The sequence below is a fragment of the Agrobacterium sp. GD03872 genome (assembly GCF_029840625.1).
Taxonomy (GTDB): Bacteria; Pseudomonadota; Alphaproteobacteria; order Rhizobiales; family Rhizobiaceae; genus Agrobacterium; species Agrobacterium fabrum_A.
In genome coordinates, this window is record NZ_JAOCCY010000001.1 from 169,228 (window position 1) to 184,129 (window position 14,902).

Below are 14,902 nucleotides of genomic sequence, written 5' to 3' on the forward strand. Positions count from 1 at the left end.
TTACCTTAGATAGACGTTTGTCTCGACAGATTATTCCGTTCTGTGCCAAACAAATTGCATGACGAATGAAATGTCTACAGTGCCGCAGAGGCTGGTCGAGTTCCTGCCCAACCTACGTCGATTTGCGATTTCGCTCTGCCATTCACGCGAATTGGCCGACGATCTCGTGCAGGCGGCCTGCGAGCGGGCAATCGTTGCCGCCGACAGTTTTGCGCCCGATACCCGGTTCGACGCCTGGATGTTTCGTATCCTGCGCAATCTCTGGATCGACCATCTCCGCCGCGTCCGGACGGCCGGCCCGCAGGAGGAGATCGAAAAGGCCCATGATGTGTCGGTGCCTTCGGGAGAGGCGGCGACACATGCCCGCATGGAACTGTTGGAAGTCGCGGCGGCCTTGCAGAAGCTGCCGGAAGAGCAGCGCGAAGTGCTGGTTCTCGTCTGTGTCGAGGAACTGAGTTACCGGGATGCGGCCGATATTCTCTCCATCCCCATCGGCACGGTCATGAGTCGGCTGGCGCGGGCGCGCAAACATCTGGCGGAACTGACGGGAATAAGTCTCGGGGAGAAACGTTCGTCCGATACGAAAGGCGGCGTGGCATGATCATGGAATATTTTGACGACGAGACATTGATGGCATTTGCCGATGGCGAGCTGGATGAGGCAACCAGCCTTCGTCTGGAAAAGGCGCTCGAAAGCGATGAAGCGCTTGCCGAACGCCTCGCTGTTTTTCTCGACACGCGCATGGCGCTTGCCGCCACCATGAAACCACTGATCGATGAACCGGTGCCGGATGCGCTTGCCGCATCGGTACGCCGGATGGTCGAAGATTCAAAATCCGGCAATTCTGATGCCGCCGGCAGCAAGATCGTTGCTTTCCGCCGGCGAGAAAAGCCGGAGATACTTCGCCTCAGGCAGCGCTGGCTGGCGCCGATTGCGGCGTCCGTACTTGCCGTTGTCGCCGGCGCCGGTGGCTTTGTGGTCGGGCGTGGTAGCATCGGATTCGGTGCGCCGGCCGAGAGGGAATTATCTGCCGCACTCGACCGCCAGCCTTCCGGCAGGGATATCGAGCTCGGTCAATCTGCGGTGTTGCGTATTGTCTCCAGCTTTGTCGATGGGCAGGGCGAGTTCTGCCGCGAATATGAATTGAAACGGCAGCAGGAGAGCATGACAACCGTTGCCTGCCGGATGGATGGAACCTGGACAACGCGTCTGACCCTGTCGTCCCCGCGAACGGAGGGCTATGTCCCCGTCTCCTCGCAGGAGACGATCGACGCTTATCTCGCGTCGATTGAAGCGGCTCCCCCGCTTTCCGCCGAGGAAGAACAGCGTTCTCTCGGTCAAAAGGTCGAATGACGGGGATGGCTTTCCGTGGTTCCGGCGCAGCCGACAGCGCGGCCCATCCACGCGATTAGTTTATCGGCCATGTCGGCCGTCGCGGCCACGGGAGGCACGTTCAACGGCCAGCCAGAAATATTGCGTCTGCTTGCGTCTTCAGACAATTGCCGCTGCCGTGGACGCAATTCTGCGTCGGTAGGCGCAGGTTCATCTCCACCATTGTCTCTCACCGCAAAGGCGCTATCATAATCGCGTTGTAGGACGACAAGCTTTGGGAGGAGCGAACGTGAGACGGATGTGGCCAGACGAATTTGCCTTTCTGCTGGATGATGCGGAAGAGGTTGACCTGCATATCCCATCGGCAGCACATGACGATGGTTCGCCCGGAAAAACGATATCCAGGAAGGCCTTGAAAGCCCGTATCAGCCAGCAGGATTTTGAAAAAATCTGGCCTCTCGCAGAGGCGCGTTATCGGCTGAACGGCAGGCTTTCGGGCAAAGCGATTACGCTGATCGCCAATAATCCCCATTACCAGAAATGGCATCCCTCCGACGGCGGCAGTGTCGAGAGCGTGTCCGATAGCGGCCAGAAATACACGACGCCTTACGTCATCGTGCACTTTCTGCTGGACGATGTTCGCGAGTCCGTCGAAGCCTGACGTTCGCGCAACCGGTTCGTGCCGGTAACCTGTCGAATGGCCTCGAAGTCATTTCAGACTTCGAGGCCATTTTCGTGCCGGCTTTGATGTTCCCGCATATTCCGTCCGCCGTGGAAACATAAGTCCCGGATAATCAGACTTTGGGTTGCTCGTGGGTGGCGCAATGGATGCCGCCGCCTACCTCACCCACGGGATCGATGTTTAATGTGACGATCTCGCGGCCGGGATAAAGCTTGCCAAGAATGGCTGCGGCCCGTTCGTCGGCTTCCCGGTCGCCGAACTCGGCGGCGATCACTGCGCCGTTGCAGACATAATAGTTGACGTAGGAGGATACGAAATCGGCGCTATCGGACCGGATGTCGTAAGGTTCGGGCAAAATGACCATGTCCAGCTTGCGCCCTTCGGCATCGGTTGCTGCGGCCAGAATCTCGCGGGTTTCGAAGGCGGCGACCGACCACGGGTCATCGCGGTCGATCTTGTCGCCCATCTGGATCAGCAACTGGCCCGGCTTGACGAAACGGGCCAGCGCATCGATGTGATAGTCGGTAATGTCGGCGCCGATGATGCCGGGCGCCCAGATCATCTTGCGCGCCCCCATCGTCTCAAGCAGCATCTGCTCGATCTCGGCTTTGCCACCCCGGTTGCGATTGGCATTGATGAAACTGCTTTCATGGGCGATCAGCGTCCCGTGGCCGTCGGTTTCAACACCTCCAGCCTCACCCACCAGACCCGCATCAAAAACCTGGAGGCCCATATGTTCGGCTATCCGCGCGGCAATCCGGCCATCGGCGCCATGGGTCTGCTTGTTCCCCCAGCCGTTGAAGTTGAACTGCGTGATGGCCAGTCCGCCCTTGCCATCCACAACAAAGGACGGCCCGGAATCGCGACACCAGAGATCGTCGGTCGGAATGTCCCATAATTCGACGTTGCGCGACACCCGTTTGCGGATCGCGCCATGGTGCTGCGCTGCAGCCAGCATCACGACCGGCTCGAATTCCGCGATGGTATTGGCGATTTTTGCGATGGTTTTCTGGAGATCGTCAAGGAAATCGGGATCGTCGTGCACGGCGGGGTTTACCGGCCACTGCATGAAGGTGCGTTCATGCGGTTCCGTTTCCTCAGGATACCAAAAACCGGCGGCACGGGCTGAGGGGCCTGCCGCTTGGCCCCGGCGTGGCGACGTCGAAAGGCCGGCGGTGGCGGCAGCGGCAAACAGCAGGGTCTCGCGGCGGGTCATCATCGTATCACCATGAAAACGCAAAGAAAATTATCGCTATAACTCACGGTTCGCAGCTTAGGTTCGTCCGTGGATGCTGTCAACGGAGGCTGAATCGTCCTGCAATTTTCGGATGGTGCGACGGCTTTATCTCTTCGGGTTCAGAACCCGTTTCTGGCAAGAAACGCCCTGCTGGCAGCCAGGTCGTCCAGAATGCTGCCGGTGTTGCGCGGGTCGCGTTCCTGTTCGATGGTGATGTAGCCGCCATAACCGAGCTCCGTCAGGAGCCTGCGGATGGCCGGATAATCGATCGAGCCACGGCCGATCGGGCACATGACGCCCCTGGCGCAGGCGTCGAAGAAGCGGATGCGTTCTCCCATCACTTCATCAAAGACTGTGGCGTCGATGTCCTTGAAATGGATATAGTCGACACGGTCCCAATATTTGCGAAGCGTCGCGACCGGGTCCATGCCGGAGTAAGCCATATGGCCGGTATCGAGGCACAGGCCCGCCAGATCGGCGGGGATGTCCCCGACGATGCGGCGCAATTCGTCGGCAAATTCGATGTAGCCGCCGGCGTGGGGATGGATGGTGGCGCGCACGCCGTATTTGTCACGGGCGAGCGTTGCGATGGCGCGGATGTTTTCCACCATGCCGTTCCAGGTGTTTCCATCGAGACGCGGCGCGCGGTCGGAGTGGCCGGCCGTGTAGTCGCGCTCGTCATGCCCCCAGTCCATCACCGTCAGATAGGGGGCGGAAAAGCGCTGGCCGGCATGGGTTTGCGGTTTCGGCAGGCGGGTAATCAGCGCGCAGATTTCGTCGGTCTGGCGCAGCAGGTTGGCGCGGTTTTCCGGTGAGACCAGATCGTCGAAGATGGTGCCGGCGACGATCTTCAGGCCACGCCGATCCAGCGTCTGCGAGACAAGCTCGAGATCAAGCGGCAGATAACCGTAGGGGCCGAGTTCCAGGCCGCCGAAACCGGCGGCCTTCGCCTCGTCCAGCACCTTTTCCCAATGGGGCAGATGGGGATTTTTGACGTCGTCGACGCCCCAGCAGCAGGGGGCTGTGGTGATGGTGATCGGGTTGGTCATGGCGTCCTCGTGGCGCAATTGACGCCGGGCCGCTTTCTGCGGCCCGGATCATGTCTCAGCGGCTGATGGTGGCTTTAAGGGCGTCGATGGAGGACTGGATGCCTGCCTCCGTGGACATGGTGAAATCCTCCATCTCCAGGCTCACCCAGCCATTGTAACCGGCCATGCGCACCACGGAGAAAAATTCCTTCCACCATTGCAGATCATGGCCGGCTCCCACCGCCACATAGTTCCAGCTGCGGTTGGCGACGTCAGTCACCTCTTTCAGCTCCAAGAGGCCGTTGACATCCGCCAGCCCGCGTTCGATGCGGGTGTCCTTGCCGTGGCAATGGTGGATCGCGCTGCCGAGTGCGCGGGCGGACGCGATGGGATCGGCCCCCATCCACATCAGGTGCGAGGGATCGAGATTCATGCCGACCGTCGGGCCGACCTCATTGCGCAGGCGGAACAGGGTTTCCGGGTTCCAGACGAGCATGGCCGAGAAATTCTCGAGCGCATATTTTTCAACGCCCGCTTCCCTGGCGAGCTTCACAAGCCCATGCCAGAGCGGGAAGGCGCGGTCTTCCCATTGGTAACGGTCGCGCTCCGGCATCTCGTTCGGCCAGCTCTTGGTGTAGACGAGCCAGTTCGGGACCGTATCGCCGGGTGCCGCCTCCGGCAGGCCGGACATGGTGACGATCTTTGTCACGCCGATTTCGCCCGCCAGCCGGACGGTGTCTTCAATCTCCTGCAGGTGGCGCTTGCCCATATCGCCGGGGTCGAGCGGATTGGCCGAGCAATTGAGGGCGGCGATTTCGAGGCCGCGGGCCTCGATCTCTTTTAGCTTGGACCTGAGCAGGCCCTTATCCGCCAGAAGTTCGTCCGCCCGGAAATGCGGGCCGCTCGACCAGCCGCCGCCGGTCATCTCGATGCCCTCGACACCGAGCGTGACGCACTTGTCGAGCATCTCGGTGAAGGGCAGGTTCGCCATGACATCAGTGCAAATCGCAAGTTTCATCGTGTCGTCTTTCTGAAAAAATATGGGGACGCGTTTGAGGAGGAGGACGGGAGAGTTGTCCGGCGCGCCCCCAAGCTGGTTAAGCGAAATCGACCCAGGCGGCCCCGGCATCGGCCGAACGGACGCAGTTCTCCAGCCAGCGCACGCCTTCGGTGCCGGCCGTGATGCCGGGATAATGGTGGGTTTCAAGGAAAGCCCTGTCACCGCGATTGGCCGCGTCGATCGCCTGGGCGATCCAGAGATAGATGTTCGACCAGCTGTCCCCGAGACCTTCGGTATGCAGCGCGCCCATGCGGTCGATGGCGAGGCTTTCCTGTTCCAGATAGGGCATGCCGTGGTGCAGGATACGGCCGGGTTCGCCCTGAACCTCGTAGATCAGCTGGTCGGGATGGGAATCGGACCATTCGAGCGACGCCTTGGAGCCGACGAAGCGGTAACGCTGCGATCCCATATTGCCGGCATTGACGGAGGAGACCCACAGGCGGCCGCGCGCGCCATTGTCGTAATGCATCAGAACGGTGGCGTGGTCCTCCAGCGGCGCGCGGGTGGGGATGAAGGCCTTGCGGTCGCAGAGCAGCCGTTCCACCTTCATATGCGGCAGCACGACTTCCGAGAGATAATAAAGATGTGTGCCGATATCGCCCAGCACGAAGGTCGGGCCGGCGGTGCGGGGATTGGTGCGCCATTTGACGGCTTCGCCCGCGCCCACATCGTCACCGGCGTTGAAGCCGTGGGTATATTGCAGGTCGACGATACGGATGTCGCCGAGCATCCCCTTTTTGACCATGGCCGCCATCTGGTGGACCAGCGGATGCCCGGTAAAGCCATAGGTGACGCCGACAATCAGGCCCTTCTGTTCGGCCAGCCGCGCCACCTCGTCGCATTCGGCCACGGTGAAGAATAGCGGCTTTTCGCAGATGACATGCAGCCCGGCCTCAAGGCAGGCCTTGGTGATTTCGTAGTGGGTGAAATTGGGGGTGGCGATGGAAACCACGTCCACGCCGTCTTCGCGCGCCGTTTCGCCGGCAATCAGCGCCTTGTAATCCTGGTAGCAGCGTTCCGCCGCCACGCCGAGATTGACGCCGAAATCGCGACCCCTTTCGGCATCGAGATCAAAGGCGCCGGCGACGAGCTGGTAATTGCCGTCGCGCAGGGCGCCGGTGCGGTGCTTGTAACCTACCTGTCCCGTGCGTCCGCCGCCCACCATGGCCCAGCGCAGCGGGCGTGAAATCAGTCTTTCTCCGTTGATCATGTCAGTCGTCTTTCCATTTGATGTTGCGAACGGCCGTGGCGGGAGGCGGGATCCGCCTCGGGTTCAGCGCCGGTTTGCCGCGTTATTTCTTGAAATAGAGGTCGATATAGTCCTGCATCTTGCCGCGCATGAACCGGCTCGATTCATCGGCCCTGTCCTCCCAGGCGAAGACGCAGGAGGTCACGATGCCGTCGAAGCCGATTTCGGAAAGCGTGCCGAAGAAGTCGTCCCACGGCACTTCGCCCTGGCCGATATTCAGATGCTGGTGCACCCGCGCCTGCGTGCCCGGCGGATTGAGGATATAGCGAAGCCCGGAACTGGCCTTGTGGTTGAAGGTATCGCCCACATGGACATGGGCGAGCACGTCCTTGGCCTCGCGCAGCATCGCCCTTGTGTCGTCGCCGAAATAGAAGGTGTGCGGCGCGCAATAGAGGAACTTGACGTTCTTCGAATTGACGGTGCGGATGATGTCCAGCGCCGGCTGCAGCGTTTCGCACCAGTCTTCCGGATGCGGCTCGATATGCAGGTTGATGTTTTCGCGCTCGAAGATCGGCACCAGTTCTTCCATCGAGCGCCACCAGGCATCCTCGCAGGCCTCAATCATCGAGCCGGTATGGCAGCAATAACAGGAACCCTTGTCGGGATGCGGTCCACGGCCGAATTCGGAATTCATCGTGTCGACCTCGAGTTCGATGGCGATCTCGATGGCGCGTTTCCAGTGTTTCACCGCCGCCTGCCGTTCGGTCTCGTCATTGGAGGCCCAGCGATACATCGGCAGCAGTGAGGCGATGCCGACATCGGCGTCTTTCAGTGCCTTCTTGAAAGACCGGATACGCTCGGGGAACACGCGCGGCGCCTTGAACCATTCGAGGAAATCGGCGCGCGGGCTGAGTTCGATCCAGTCGTAGCCGAGTTCCTTCACCTTGGCGGGCAGCTCATCAAGGCTGGTGAAACGGTGCATGTGGGGGTCGAGGGCGATTTTCATGTCGTCTTGATCCTTGCTTTCTCTCTCAATTCGATGGCGGCTGCGGCGGATGGCCGTCATGGCTGGCCATGTAATTCTCCACCTCGGCGCCGAGATCGGCGAGCGCCTCGCCGCCGGCCATCAGGTCGGTGATTTCCTCGCGGGATTTTTCGCCCTTGCGGAAATTGGCGGCGACCGCGCCGCGGATGAGCACGGCGAAATGATCGCCGACGGCGATGGCATGGGTGACCTGATGGGTGATGAAGATCACCGCAATCCCCCGCTTGCGCGCTTCCAGTACGATGCGCAGGACGTGGGACGCCTGTTTCACGCCCAGCGCCGCCGTCGGCTCGTCGAGGATGAGAACGCGTGCGCCAAAATGCACCGCGCGGGCGATGGCGAGCGATTGCCGCTCTCCGCCCGAGAGTCCGCCAATCAGGCGGTCGCCGTCATCGATGCGGGTGATGCCGAATTCCTGCACTGCCTTCACGGCGATTTCATTGGCCTTCTTGCGGTCATAGATCCGAAACGGCCAGAAGCCTTTGGTGGGTTCGACGCCGACGAAGAAGGAGCGGCCGATGCTCATCAGCGGAAAGGTTCCGCCGAACTGGTGTACGGTGGAAATGCCCATACGCTGCGCGTCGCGCGGTCCGTCGAAATTGACCGGCTTTCCGTCCATCAGCACTTCGCCGGAGCTCGGCTGGTAGACGCCGGCCAATGTCTTGATCAGCGTGGATTTGCCCGCGCCATTGTCTCCCAGCAGGCAGAGCACTTCGCCGGCGCGCACCTTCAGCGAGATATCGTGCAGAACATCGATCGGGCCGAAGGATTTGTTGACGTTTTTAAGTTCGAGAATGGGTGTCGACATCGTCTTGCCTCACTTCTTCTTCGGCGAATAGGTGAGCGCCATGACACGGAAGGTGTTGTTCATCAGCACGGCCAGGAGCAGCATGACGCCGATGATGAGGCTCGACCAGTTGCGGTCGAATGAGGTGAAATAGATGCCCTGATTGACGATGGCGAAGGTGATGGTGCCGAGAAAAATGCCGATCACCGAACCGAAGCCGCCGGTCAGCAGCACCCCGCCCACGACGACCGCGATGATGGAGTTGAAGATAAAGGTCATGCCGGCCGAAACCTGGGCGACATTGAAGAGGATCGCCTGACAGACGCCGACGAAGGAGGCGCTGACGGAGGAAAGGACGAAAAGCGTCACCGTCAGCTTGTCGGTGGGAATGCCGGCATTGCGGGCGCTCACCCGGTCGCCGCCCATGGCGAAAATCCAGTTTCCGAAGGGCGAGTAGTGGACATAGAAGATATAGATCGCCGTCAGCAGCAGCCACCAGACGATGCTGACCTGAAAACTGCCGCCGATGAATTGTCCGAACAGGAATTTTGCGATGGGGCCGGATTGGGCGGGGCTCAGCGCCACGCTGGTCGTGCCGGTCAGAAGCACGGAAAAGCCGAGGATCAGACCCTGCACCGCAAACAGCGTGCCGAGCGTGACGATCAGTGAGGGCACCACGGTCCGTATTACCAGAAAGCCGTTGATCAGCCCGACAAGCAACCCAAGGCAAAGCGCGCCGACGATGCCGAGCCAGATCGGCATGCCGTAATAACCGGAGATAATGGCGACCGTCAGCGCGCCGGCCGGGATCATCGCGCCGATGGAAATATCGAGCTCCCCGGAAATCATCAGCAGCCCGACGGGAATGGCGACGATGCCGAGATTGGCGGCGACATTCAGCCAGCTCGCAGCGCCTGCCGGTTTCAGGAATTCGATGCTGCCGAAGATGACGAAGAAGGCAAGGACGAAAACAAGGCCGAGAAAGGCGCCTGATTCCGGGCGGCGCAGCAGGTCGCCCAAAGAGAGATTTTTCACGTCGTTCACTCCAATATTGGCCCTAAGCGCCGGGGGATATCCTTTCGCCCGTCAAACCCCGATCCCCGGTCTTGTCGAGGATCGGAGGCGGGCACGGATAACCGCTCAGCGCGCTCCCTTGGCGACGCCGGCAAGCGTGGTCTGGATGTTGGATTTGTCGACGATATTCGGTCCCGTCAGCAGCGGTGCAGTTGGCAGATCGGTCCCGAAATCGATGGCCGAGGCCAGAAGCGTCACTGCCAGCAGCGCTTGCAGATAGGGCTGCTGATCGATTGCGAAACCCTGCGTCCCGTCCTTGATGCGGTCGAGGCCGGACTGGTTGAGGTCGAAAGTGCCAAGCAGGGCGGTTTCGGTCTTGCCTGCCTGCATGATGCCGATAGCGGCGGAATCCGCGTCACCCGCCGAAATGGTCAGGACGCCGTCGATCTTGCTGTCCTGTAGCAATGTCGCCTTGATCGCTTCGGCAACGGCGGTGGCGTCGCCGAAACTGGTGGCGGGAAGCGGCAGTTGCTTGCCGGCGCCGCCGGCCTTGGTGATGCCGTCGATGACGCCCTTGCAGCGCGCCTCCTGATTGGCGGCGCCCGGAACGGTGTTGACGCAGATGACGTTGTTTTTACCCTGCTTTGCGAAGTAGTCGCCGCCGGCGACGCCGGCAATATATTCATCCGAGCCGACATAATTGATCGCGCCGAGTTCTTTTGCTTTTTCATGCCCTCCGGCATTCATGAGAATGACCTTGATGCCGGCATTGATCGCTTCCCGGATCGCCGGGTCCTCGCCTTCCGGAACCCAGTTCGGAATGACGAGGCCATCGACCTTCTGGCTGATGGCGGTCTGGATCAGCTGCACCACATCGGGCGCGAAATTGTCATAGGTCTGCAGGCGGAGGTAGTTGACCTTGCCGCCATTCGCCTCGACCACGAGGCGCGCATCATCGACACCCTTTTTGATGAGGTTCCAGAACGCATCGTCGTTCTTGCCGCCGACAACAGCGATGTTGGCCGCAAACGCGCCGGATGCCATCGCCAGCGAGGCAGCGCCCGCTATGAGAAATTTCCTGAAAAATGTCATTGTTTCCTCCCTGCCCATTCTCCCGACGGGCCCTGATGACGGAATAATTTATATCTTTCATTTTCGTAGGAATGGAATTTATATTTCATTTAATGTTGCATTTAATATCATTTCGTGTCATTCAAGGATGACACGATTGTGAGGCGTCATGAACCGACCGACCATTACCGATCTTGCGAAAGCTGCCGGCGTCAGCATCTCCACGGTCAACCGGCTGCTGCACGGCTCAACCGCCGTGCGCCAGGACACGATCGACCAGATACTCAAGGCGGCGGAGGAGATCGGTTTTTATGGTCTCGGCACCATCAAGGATCGCCGGCGTGAGGCCATGCCTCACTACAGGCTCGGCTTTCTGCTACAGCAATCCCATCGGCCGCTCTACCGGCTTTGGGCGGAGGGGATCGTGGCGGCCGCCCGCCAGAGGCCGGACAGCGTCATCGAGCCCGATGTCGTTTTCGAGGACGATCTTTCACCGGAAGCGGTTTCCGCCAACCTTCTGAAGATGGGACAATCCTGCGGCGCAATCGCGGTGGTGACGGCCGATCATCCGCTCGTCAGCCAGGCGATTGATGAGTTGCGGGGCAGGGGCGTTCCGGTTGTCACCTACGTTTCCGATCTCTCTGCGGCGAGCCGGGCGGGCTTTGTCGGCACCGACAGCTGGAAACGCGGCCGCACGGCGGCATGGTTTCTCAGTCAGACGGTAAAGGGCGAGGGAATGGTGGTGCCGCTGATCGGCAGCAACCGGTATCAGTGCCAGGATGTTTCGGACGCCAGTTTCCGCTCCTACATGCGTGAAAATACGCCTGAACTTCAGGTGGCGGAAACATTGCTGACCCATGAGGAACCGGAAAATGCCTATGTCATCGTCCGGGACATGATTGCTGGTGAACCCGGCCTCAGGGGAATTTATGTCAATGGCGGCGGCATATCGGGTGTTCTGCGCGCGCTCAGGGAGCTGCCCGCAGAGAAGCAGCACAATATAAAAATCGTCTGCAACGATATCGGTCCGGAAACACGCAAGGGCCTGAACCAGGGGCTGATTACCGCTTCACTGCCGCTGCCCCTCGACAGGATGCCGCAACAATTGATCGACGTCATGTTACGGCGCATCGAAAACGGGGATTCATCCTCTGTCGAACAGCGGATCGTTCCCTTCGAAATACTGACGCCCGAAAGCATCTGGACCTAGGGCGCCGAGACCCCGGCATCCGCCTGCTCCGTTTGCAGCATGTCCCGCACCGCGGTCAGCACAGCGTTGAGCGGTCGGTCGTCGCGGTAAAACGGCGCCCTCGTTCGTACACGCCGGTAAAGCGCATCGGTGCCGGGCGCACGACCGGCCTGGTCTGGCTGCATGTCGTAAGCCTGCGCCGCACTCATGATCTCGATTGCGAGGATGGTTTCGAGATTACCGATAATCGAAAGCGTCTTGTCGGCGGCGGCAGTGGCGTGCGTCAGTATATCCTCCTGCAACGCGGAGGTGATGCCGCCATCAAGGCTGGCGGGGGCGGCGAGGCGACGGTTTTCCGCGGCAAGCGCTGCCGCCGTGTACTGGATGATCATGAAACCGGAACAGACACCGTCACTTTCCGCGAGAAAGGCAGGCAGCCCGCTGACAAGCGGATTGACGAGCCGGTCGATACGACGCTCGGAAATTGCTGCAAGTTCGGCCGCGGCCGTTGCCAGCCCATCCATGGCGAGCGCGAGTGCGGCACCGACGGCATGGGCCTGCGAATGGACCTCGGGCGCCTGCGGGGTGCCGTCCACGACCGGGTTGTCCGTGACGCTTGAAAGCTCGCGGTTTACGACGTCGGCAATGTGCGCGATGCTATCCCGCACGGCGCCGTGCACCTGCGGTACGGCGCGCAGGCTGAGCGGATCCTGCGTGCGAGATCCGGCCGAGCGGGCAAGAAGCGGGCTTGCCGCCAAAATATGGCGCAGGTTCTCGCCGACGGTCTGGATGCCGGGCGAGCTGCGCAGCGCAAGCGGTCCTGCGGCGAAGGGATCCGCCTGGGCGCCAAGGTTTTCGTAGCTCATCGCGGCTGCTGCATCGGCCCAGTCAAGCAGGGAGGTCGTGCGGGCAAGCGCGAGGCTGGCGAGGCCGGTGGCGCAGGGCGTGCCGTTGACGAGGCTCAGCCCTTCCTTTGCCCGCAGAACCATGGGTTCGAGGCCGAGCTTGTCGAGCCCCTGCCTGCCGCTGATCAATTCGTTTCCGTGACGGGCCAGGCCCTCGCCGATCAGGACGAGGCCTATGGCTGCGGCGTGGGTGAGGTATCCCACCGAACCCTTCGAGGGAATGACGGGAAGAATATCGCCATTTAGCAGAGCCAGCAGGGTTTTCACTGTCTCCACCTGCACGCCGGAGTAACCATGCGCGAAATTGTTGATCTGGGCGGCCATGATGGCACGCGTTTCTTCGCGCCCGAGCGGTTCGCCGACGCCGCAGGAATGGCTGAGCAGTATGTTGCGGGAGAGGGCCTGCTGCTGGGGAATATCCACGATCACATCGCAGAGCGCGCCGACACCCGTATTGATGCCATAACCGCGAACCCGTTTTTCGACGAGCGCGTCGACGATGGCGCGGGCTTCGGCAATATGCTGCCATGTCGTATCCGACAGGGCGAGAGCTGCGCCCTTCGCAACAGCGGCAATCTGCCGCCAGGTGAGGGGGCGATCGATGGTGATCGTATCAGCCATGCTGGCTTTCTCCTCCCGCACCCGCGCGGCGCTCGACGAAACGGGCGACATAGTCGTTTGCGGGGCTGTTGAGAATCTGGTCCGGCGTTCCCACCTGCACCAGCTTGCCATCCTTCAGGATGGCGATCTGCGCGCCGATGCGGAGCGCCTCGTCGAGATCGTGGGTGATGAAGACGATGGTCTTGTGCAGGTTCTTTTCGAGCTGCAGCAACTGGTCCTGCATGTCGGCGCGGATCAGCGGGTCGAGCGCCGAAAAGGCCTCGTCCATCAGGATGACGTCGGTATCGGCGGCCAATGCCCGGGCGAGGCCGACGCGCTGTTTCATGCCACCGGAAAGCTGGTGAGGAAACTTGTCCTCATAACCGGCAAGACCGACGGTCTCGATCCATTTCATGCCGATGGGCCGCGCATCGGCCTTGGTCAGCCCGCGCACGCGCTGGCCATAAACGACATTCTGCAACACGGTGCGGTGCGGCATCAGGCCGAAATTCTGGAACACCATGCTGACGCGCCGGTTGCGGAAATCGCGCAGATCCTTCGGCTTCAGTGCAAGAACATTGTCGTCTCCGACGAGAATCTCGCCGCTTGTCGGCTCGATCAGGCGATTGATGTGGCGCACCAGCGTCGATTTGCCGGAGCCGGAAAGGCCCATGATAACGAAAATGCGGCCGCCGGCTATATCGAGGCTGACATTGTCGAGACCGACGCTGCATCCCGTTTTCGCCAGGATGTCGCTCTTTTCCGCGCCCTGCTGCGCCATGGCGAGCGCAGCCTTCCAGTTGCCGCCGAAGATCTTGGACACGTTTCGGATATGGATATCAGTCATTGCCCATTTCCTTCCGGCTGGATCGGCCAAAACCCTGGGTGATACGATCGAGCACGATTGCGAGAATAACGATGCCGAGGCCTGCTTCGAGGCCCTTGCCGACATCGAGCGTCTGGATGCCGTTCAGCACCTGCTCGCCAAGACCGCGCGCACCGATCATCGAGGCGACGACGACCATGGAGAGCGCCATCATGATCGTCTGGTTGAGACCGGCCATGATCGTGGGTGTGGCGAGTGGCAATTCGACGCCGAAGAGGATTTGTCGCGGGCTGCCGCCAAAGGCGGTCGCCGCCTCCACCACTTCCCGGTCTACCTGCCGGATGCCGAGATCGGTCAGGCGGATCAGCGGCGGCACGGCATAAACAATGGTGGCGAGCACGGCCGGGACTTTGCCGAGGCCGAAAAGCATGATGGCCGGGATGAGATAGACAAAGCTCGGCATGGTCTGCATGACGTCGAGCACCGGCAGCGTGATGCGCCGCGCCCACTCGCTTTTGGCAAGCAGGATACCCATGGGCACACCGATGACGATGGAGATGAGGCTGGCAATCAGCATCAGCGCCAGCGTCTGCATCGTCAGGTCCCAGAGACCGAGCGCACCGACGATGAAAAGCATCACCGCCACCATGATGACGAGCGAAATCTTTTTCGCCGCGAACCAGGCCAGCACCAGGAAGACCAGAAAAACGGCCCACCACGGCAGGCCGCGCAGCACCCATTCCACGAAAAGGATCGCCTGCAGGATCGTCTGCGAGATCGCCTTGAAAACGGAGCCGTAATTCACCACCAGAGAGCGCACGATCTCATTGATCGGACCTCGGATGGAAATATGGAAAACTTCAGGAAACATTGGTCTAGTCCTCGCGCCTGCCGACCCCATTTCCGGGAACCGGCCCCTGTCCTGACGGGAAAATGC

General features: G+C 60.9%; 15 protein-coding genes. 4 read left to right on the forward strand and 11 right to left on the reverse strand.

The features are described from left to right. Positions 1–58: 58 nt before the first annotated feature. The 3 genes from N5D22_RS00775 (at position 59) to N5D22_RS00785 (ending at position 1,993) form a co-directional block, all read left to right on the forward strand. Complete coding sequence (locus tag N5D22_RS00775; RefSeq protein WP_279655640.1) at positions 59–601, forward strand: RNA polymerase sigma factor; 543 nt, start codon at positions 59–61, stop codon at positions 599–601. Further along, positions 598–1,353 carry a hypothetical protein gene (locus N5D22_RS00780; RefSeq protein WP_279655641.1) on the forward strand — a complete coding sequence of 252 codons (756 nt, stop codon included), beginning with the start codon at positions 598–600 and terminating at the stop codon, positions 1,351–1,353. The genes N5D22_RS00775 and N5D22_RS00780 overlap by 4 nt, the downstream gene beginning before the upstream one ends. Positions 1,354–1,630: 277 nt before the next feature. Further along, on the forward strand, positions 1,631–1,993 hold the full coding sequence (locus tag N5D22_RS00785; protein WP_279655853.1) for a hypothetical protein: 363 nt from the start codon (positions 1,631–1,633) through the stop codon (positions 1,991–1,993). Between the two features lie 133 nt (positions 1,994–2,126). Here the strand turns inward: N5D22_RS00785 and N5D22_RS00790 are convergent, their stop codons facing one another. From N5D22_RS00790 to N5D22_RS00825, 8 genes are all read right to left on the reverse strand, one after another. Further along, the gene (locus N5D22_RS00790; protein WP_279655642.1) at positions 2,127–3,233 is read right to left on the reverse strand and encodes an agmatine deiminase family protein; all 1,107 of its coding nucleotides are present in this window, start codon (positions 3,231–3,233) and stop codon (positions 2,127–2,129) included. A gap of 137 nt (positions 3,234–3,370) precedes the next feature. After that, positions 3,371–4,300, reverse strand: a complete 930-nt coding sequence (locus tag N5D22_RS00795) for a TIM barrel protein (RefSeq protein WP_279655643.1) — start codon at positions 4,298–4,300, stop codon at positions 3,371–3,373. 55 nt (positions 4,301–4,355) lie between these two features. Continuing rightward, positions 4,356–5,297: a sugar phosphate isomerase/epimerase gene (locus tag N5D22_RS00800; RefSeq protein ID WP_279655644.1), complete on the reverse strand. Its 942-nt coding sequence runs from the start codon at positions 5,295–5,297 to the stop codon at positions 4,356–4,358. A gap of 79 nt (positions 5,298–5,376) precedes the next feature. Then, positions 5,377–6,549: a Gfo/Idh/MocA family oxidoreductase gene (locus N5D22_RS00805; protein ID WP_279655645.1), complete on the reverse strand. Its 1,173-nt coding sequence runs from the start codon at positions 6,547–6,549 to the stop codon at positions 5,377–5,379. An 82-nt stretch (positions 6,550–6,631) separates the two neighbouring features. Next, positions 6,632–7,534, reverse strand: a complete 903-nt coding sequence (locus tag N5D22_RS00810; protein ID WP_279655646.1) for a sugar phosphate isomerase/epimerase — start codon at positions 7,532–7,534, stop codon at positions 6,632–6,634. A 25-nt stretch (positions 7,535–7,559) separates the two neighbouring features. Further along, positions 7,560–8,381 carry an ATP-binding cassette domain-containing protein gene (locus tag N5D22_RS00815; RefSeq protein WP_279655647.1) on the reverse strand — a complete coding sequence of 274 codons (822 nt, stop codon included), beginning with the start codon at positions 8,379–8,381 and terminating at the stop codon, positions 7,560–7,562. Between the two features lie 9 nt (positions 8,382–8,390). Continuing rightward, complete coding sequence (locus N5D22_RS00820) at positions 8,391–9,395, reverse strand: ABC transporter permease (RefSeq protein ID WP_279655648.1); 1,005 nt, start codon at positions 9,393–9,395, stop codon at positions 8,391–8,393. Positions 9,396–9,500: 105 nt separating this feature from the next. Then, a complete protein-coding gene (locus tag N5D22_RS00825) occupies positions 9,501–10,466 on the reverse strand; it encodes a substrate-binding domain-containing protein (protein ID WP_279655649.1) in 966 nt (321 codons plus the stop codon). Positions 10,467–10,614: 148 nt separating this feature from the next. Here N5D22_RS00825 and N5D22_RS00830 point away from each other — a divergent pair, with 148 nt between their 5' ends. Beyond that, on the forward strand, positions 10,615–11,655 hold the full coding sequence (locus N5D22_RS00830) for a LacI family DNA-binding transcriptional regulator (RefSeq protein WP_279655650.1): 1,041 nt from the start codon (positions 10,615–10,617) through the stop codon (positions 11,653–11,655). On the opposite strand, the gene hutH is transcribed toward N5D22_RS00830, so the two are convergent. Genes hutH through N5D22_RS00845 form a run of 3 tightly spaced genes read right to left on the reverse strand, consistent with a single transcriptional unit; the run spans position 11,652 to position 14,836 of the window. Next, positions 11,652–13,160: a histidine ammonia-lyase gene (gene hutH / locus N5D22_RS00835; RefSeq protein ID WP_279655651.1), complete on the reverse strand. Its 1,509-nt coding sequence runs from the start codon at positions 13,158–13,160 to the stop codon at positions 11,652–11,654. The genes N5D22_RS00830 and hutH overlap by 4 nt on opposite strands. Beyond that, positions 13,153–13,986, reverse strand: coding sequence for a glycine betaine/L-proline ABC transporter ATP-binding protein (locus N5D22_RS00840; protein ID WP_279655652.1), 834 nt, complete (start codon positions 13,984–13,986; stop codon positions 13,153–13,155). The genes hutH and N5D22_RS00840 overlap by 8 nt, the downstream gene beginning before the upstream one ends. Next, positions 13,979–14,836, reverse strand: coding sequence for a proline/glycine betaine ABC transporter permease (locus N5D22_RS00845; RefSeq protein ID WP_279655653.1), 858 nt, complete (start codon positions 14,834–14,836; stop codon positions 13,979–13,981). The genes N5D22_RS00840 and N5D22_RS00845 overlap by 8 nt, the downstream gene beginning before the upstream one ends. Positions 14,837–14,902: the final 66 nt, after the last annotated feature.

Bases quoted from the DNA above. Each gene is read 5' to 3' on its own strand.
- hutH (WP_279655651.1), bottom strand. From the start codon at position 13,160: ATGGCTGATACGATCACCATCGATCGCCCCCTCACCTGGCGGCAGATT.
- N5D22_RS00830 (WP_279655650.1), top strand. From the start codon at position 10,615: ATGAACCGACCGACCATTACCGATCTTGCGAAAGCTGCCGGCGTCAGC.
- N5D22_RS00795 (WP_279655643.1), bottom strand. From the start codon at position 4,300: ATGACCAACCCGATCACCATCACCACAGCCCCCTGCTGCTGGGGCGTC.
- N5D22_RS00780 (WP_279655641.1), top strand. From the start codon at position 598: ATGATCATGGAATATTTTGACGACGAGACATTGATGGCATTTGCCGAT.
- N5D22_RS00815 (WP_279655647.1), bottom strand. From the start codon at position 8,381: ATGTCGACACCCATTCTCGAACTTAAAAACGTCAACAAATCCTTCGGC.
- N5D22_RS00810 (WP_279655646.1), bottom strand. From the start codon at position 7,534: ATGAAAATCGCCCTCGACCCCCACATGCACCGTTTCACCAGCCTTGAT.
- N5D22_RS00840 (WP_279655652.1), bottom strand. From the start codon at position 13,986: ATGACTGATATCCATATCCGAAACGTGTCCAAGATCTTCGGCGGCAAC.
- N5D22_RS00825 (WP_279655649.1), bottom strand. From the start codon at position 10,466: ATGACATTTTTCAGGAAATTTCTCATAGCGGGCGCTGCCTCGCTGGCG.
- N5D22_RS00775 (WP_279655640.1), top strand. From the start codon at position 59: ATGACGAATGAAATGTCTACAGTGCCGCAGAGGCTGGTCGAGTTCCTG.
- N5D22_RS00800 (WP_279655644.1), bottom strand. From the start codon at position 5,297: ATGAAACTTGCGATTTGCACTGATGTCATGGCGAACCTGCCCTTCACC.
- N5D22_RS00845 (WP_279655653.1), bottom strand. From the start codon at position 14,836: ATGTTTCCTGAAGTTTTCCATATTTCCATCCGAGGTCCGATCAATGAG.
- N5D22_RS00785 (WP_279655853.1), top strand. From the start codon at position 1,631: ATGTGGCCAGACGAATTTGCCTTTCTGCTGGATGATGCGGAAGAGGTT.
- N5D22_RS00790 (WP_279655642.1), bottom strand. From the start codon at position 3,233: ATGATGACCCGCCGCGAGACCCTGCTGTTTGCCGCTGCCGCCACCGCC.
- N5D22_RS00805 (WP_279655645.1), bottom strand. From the start codon at position 6,549: ATGATCAACGGAGAAAGACTGATTTCACGCCCGCTGCGCTGGGCCATG.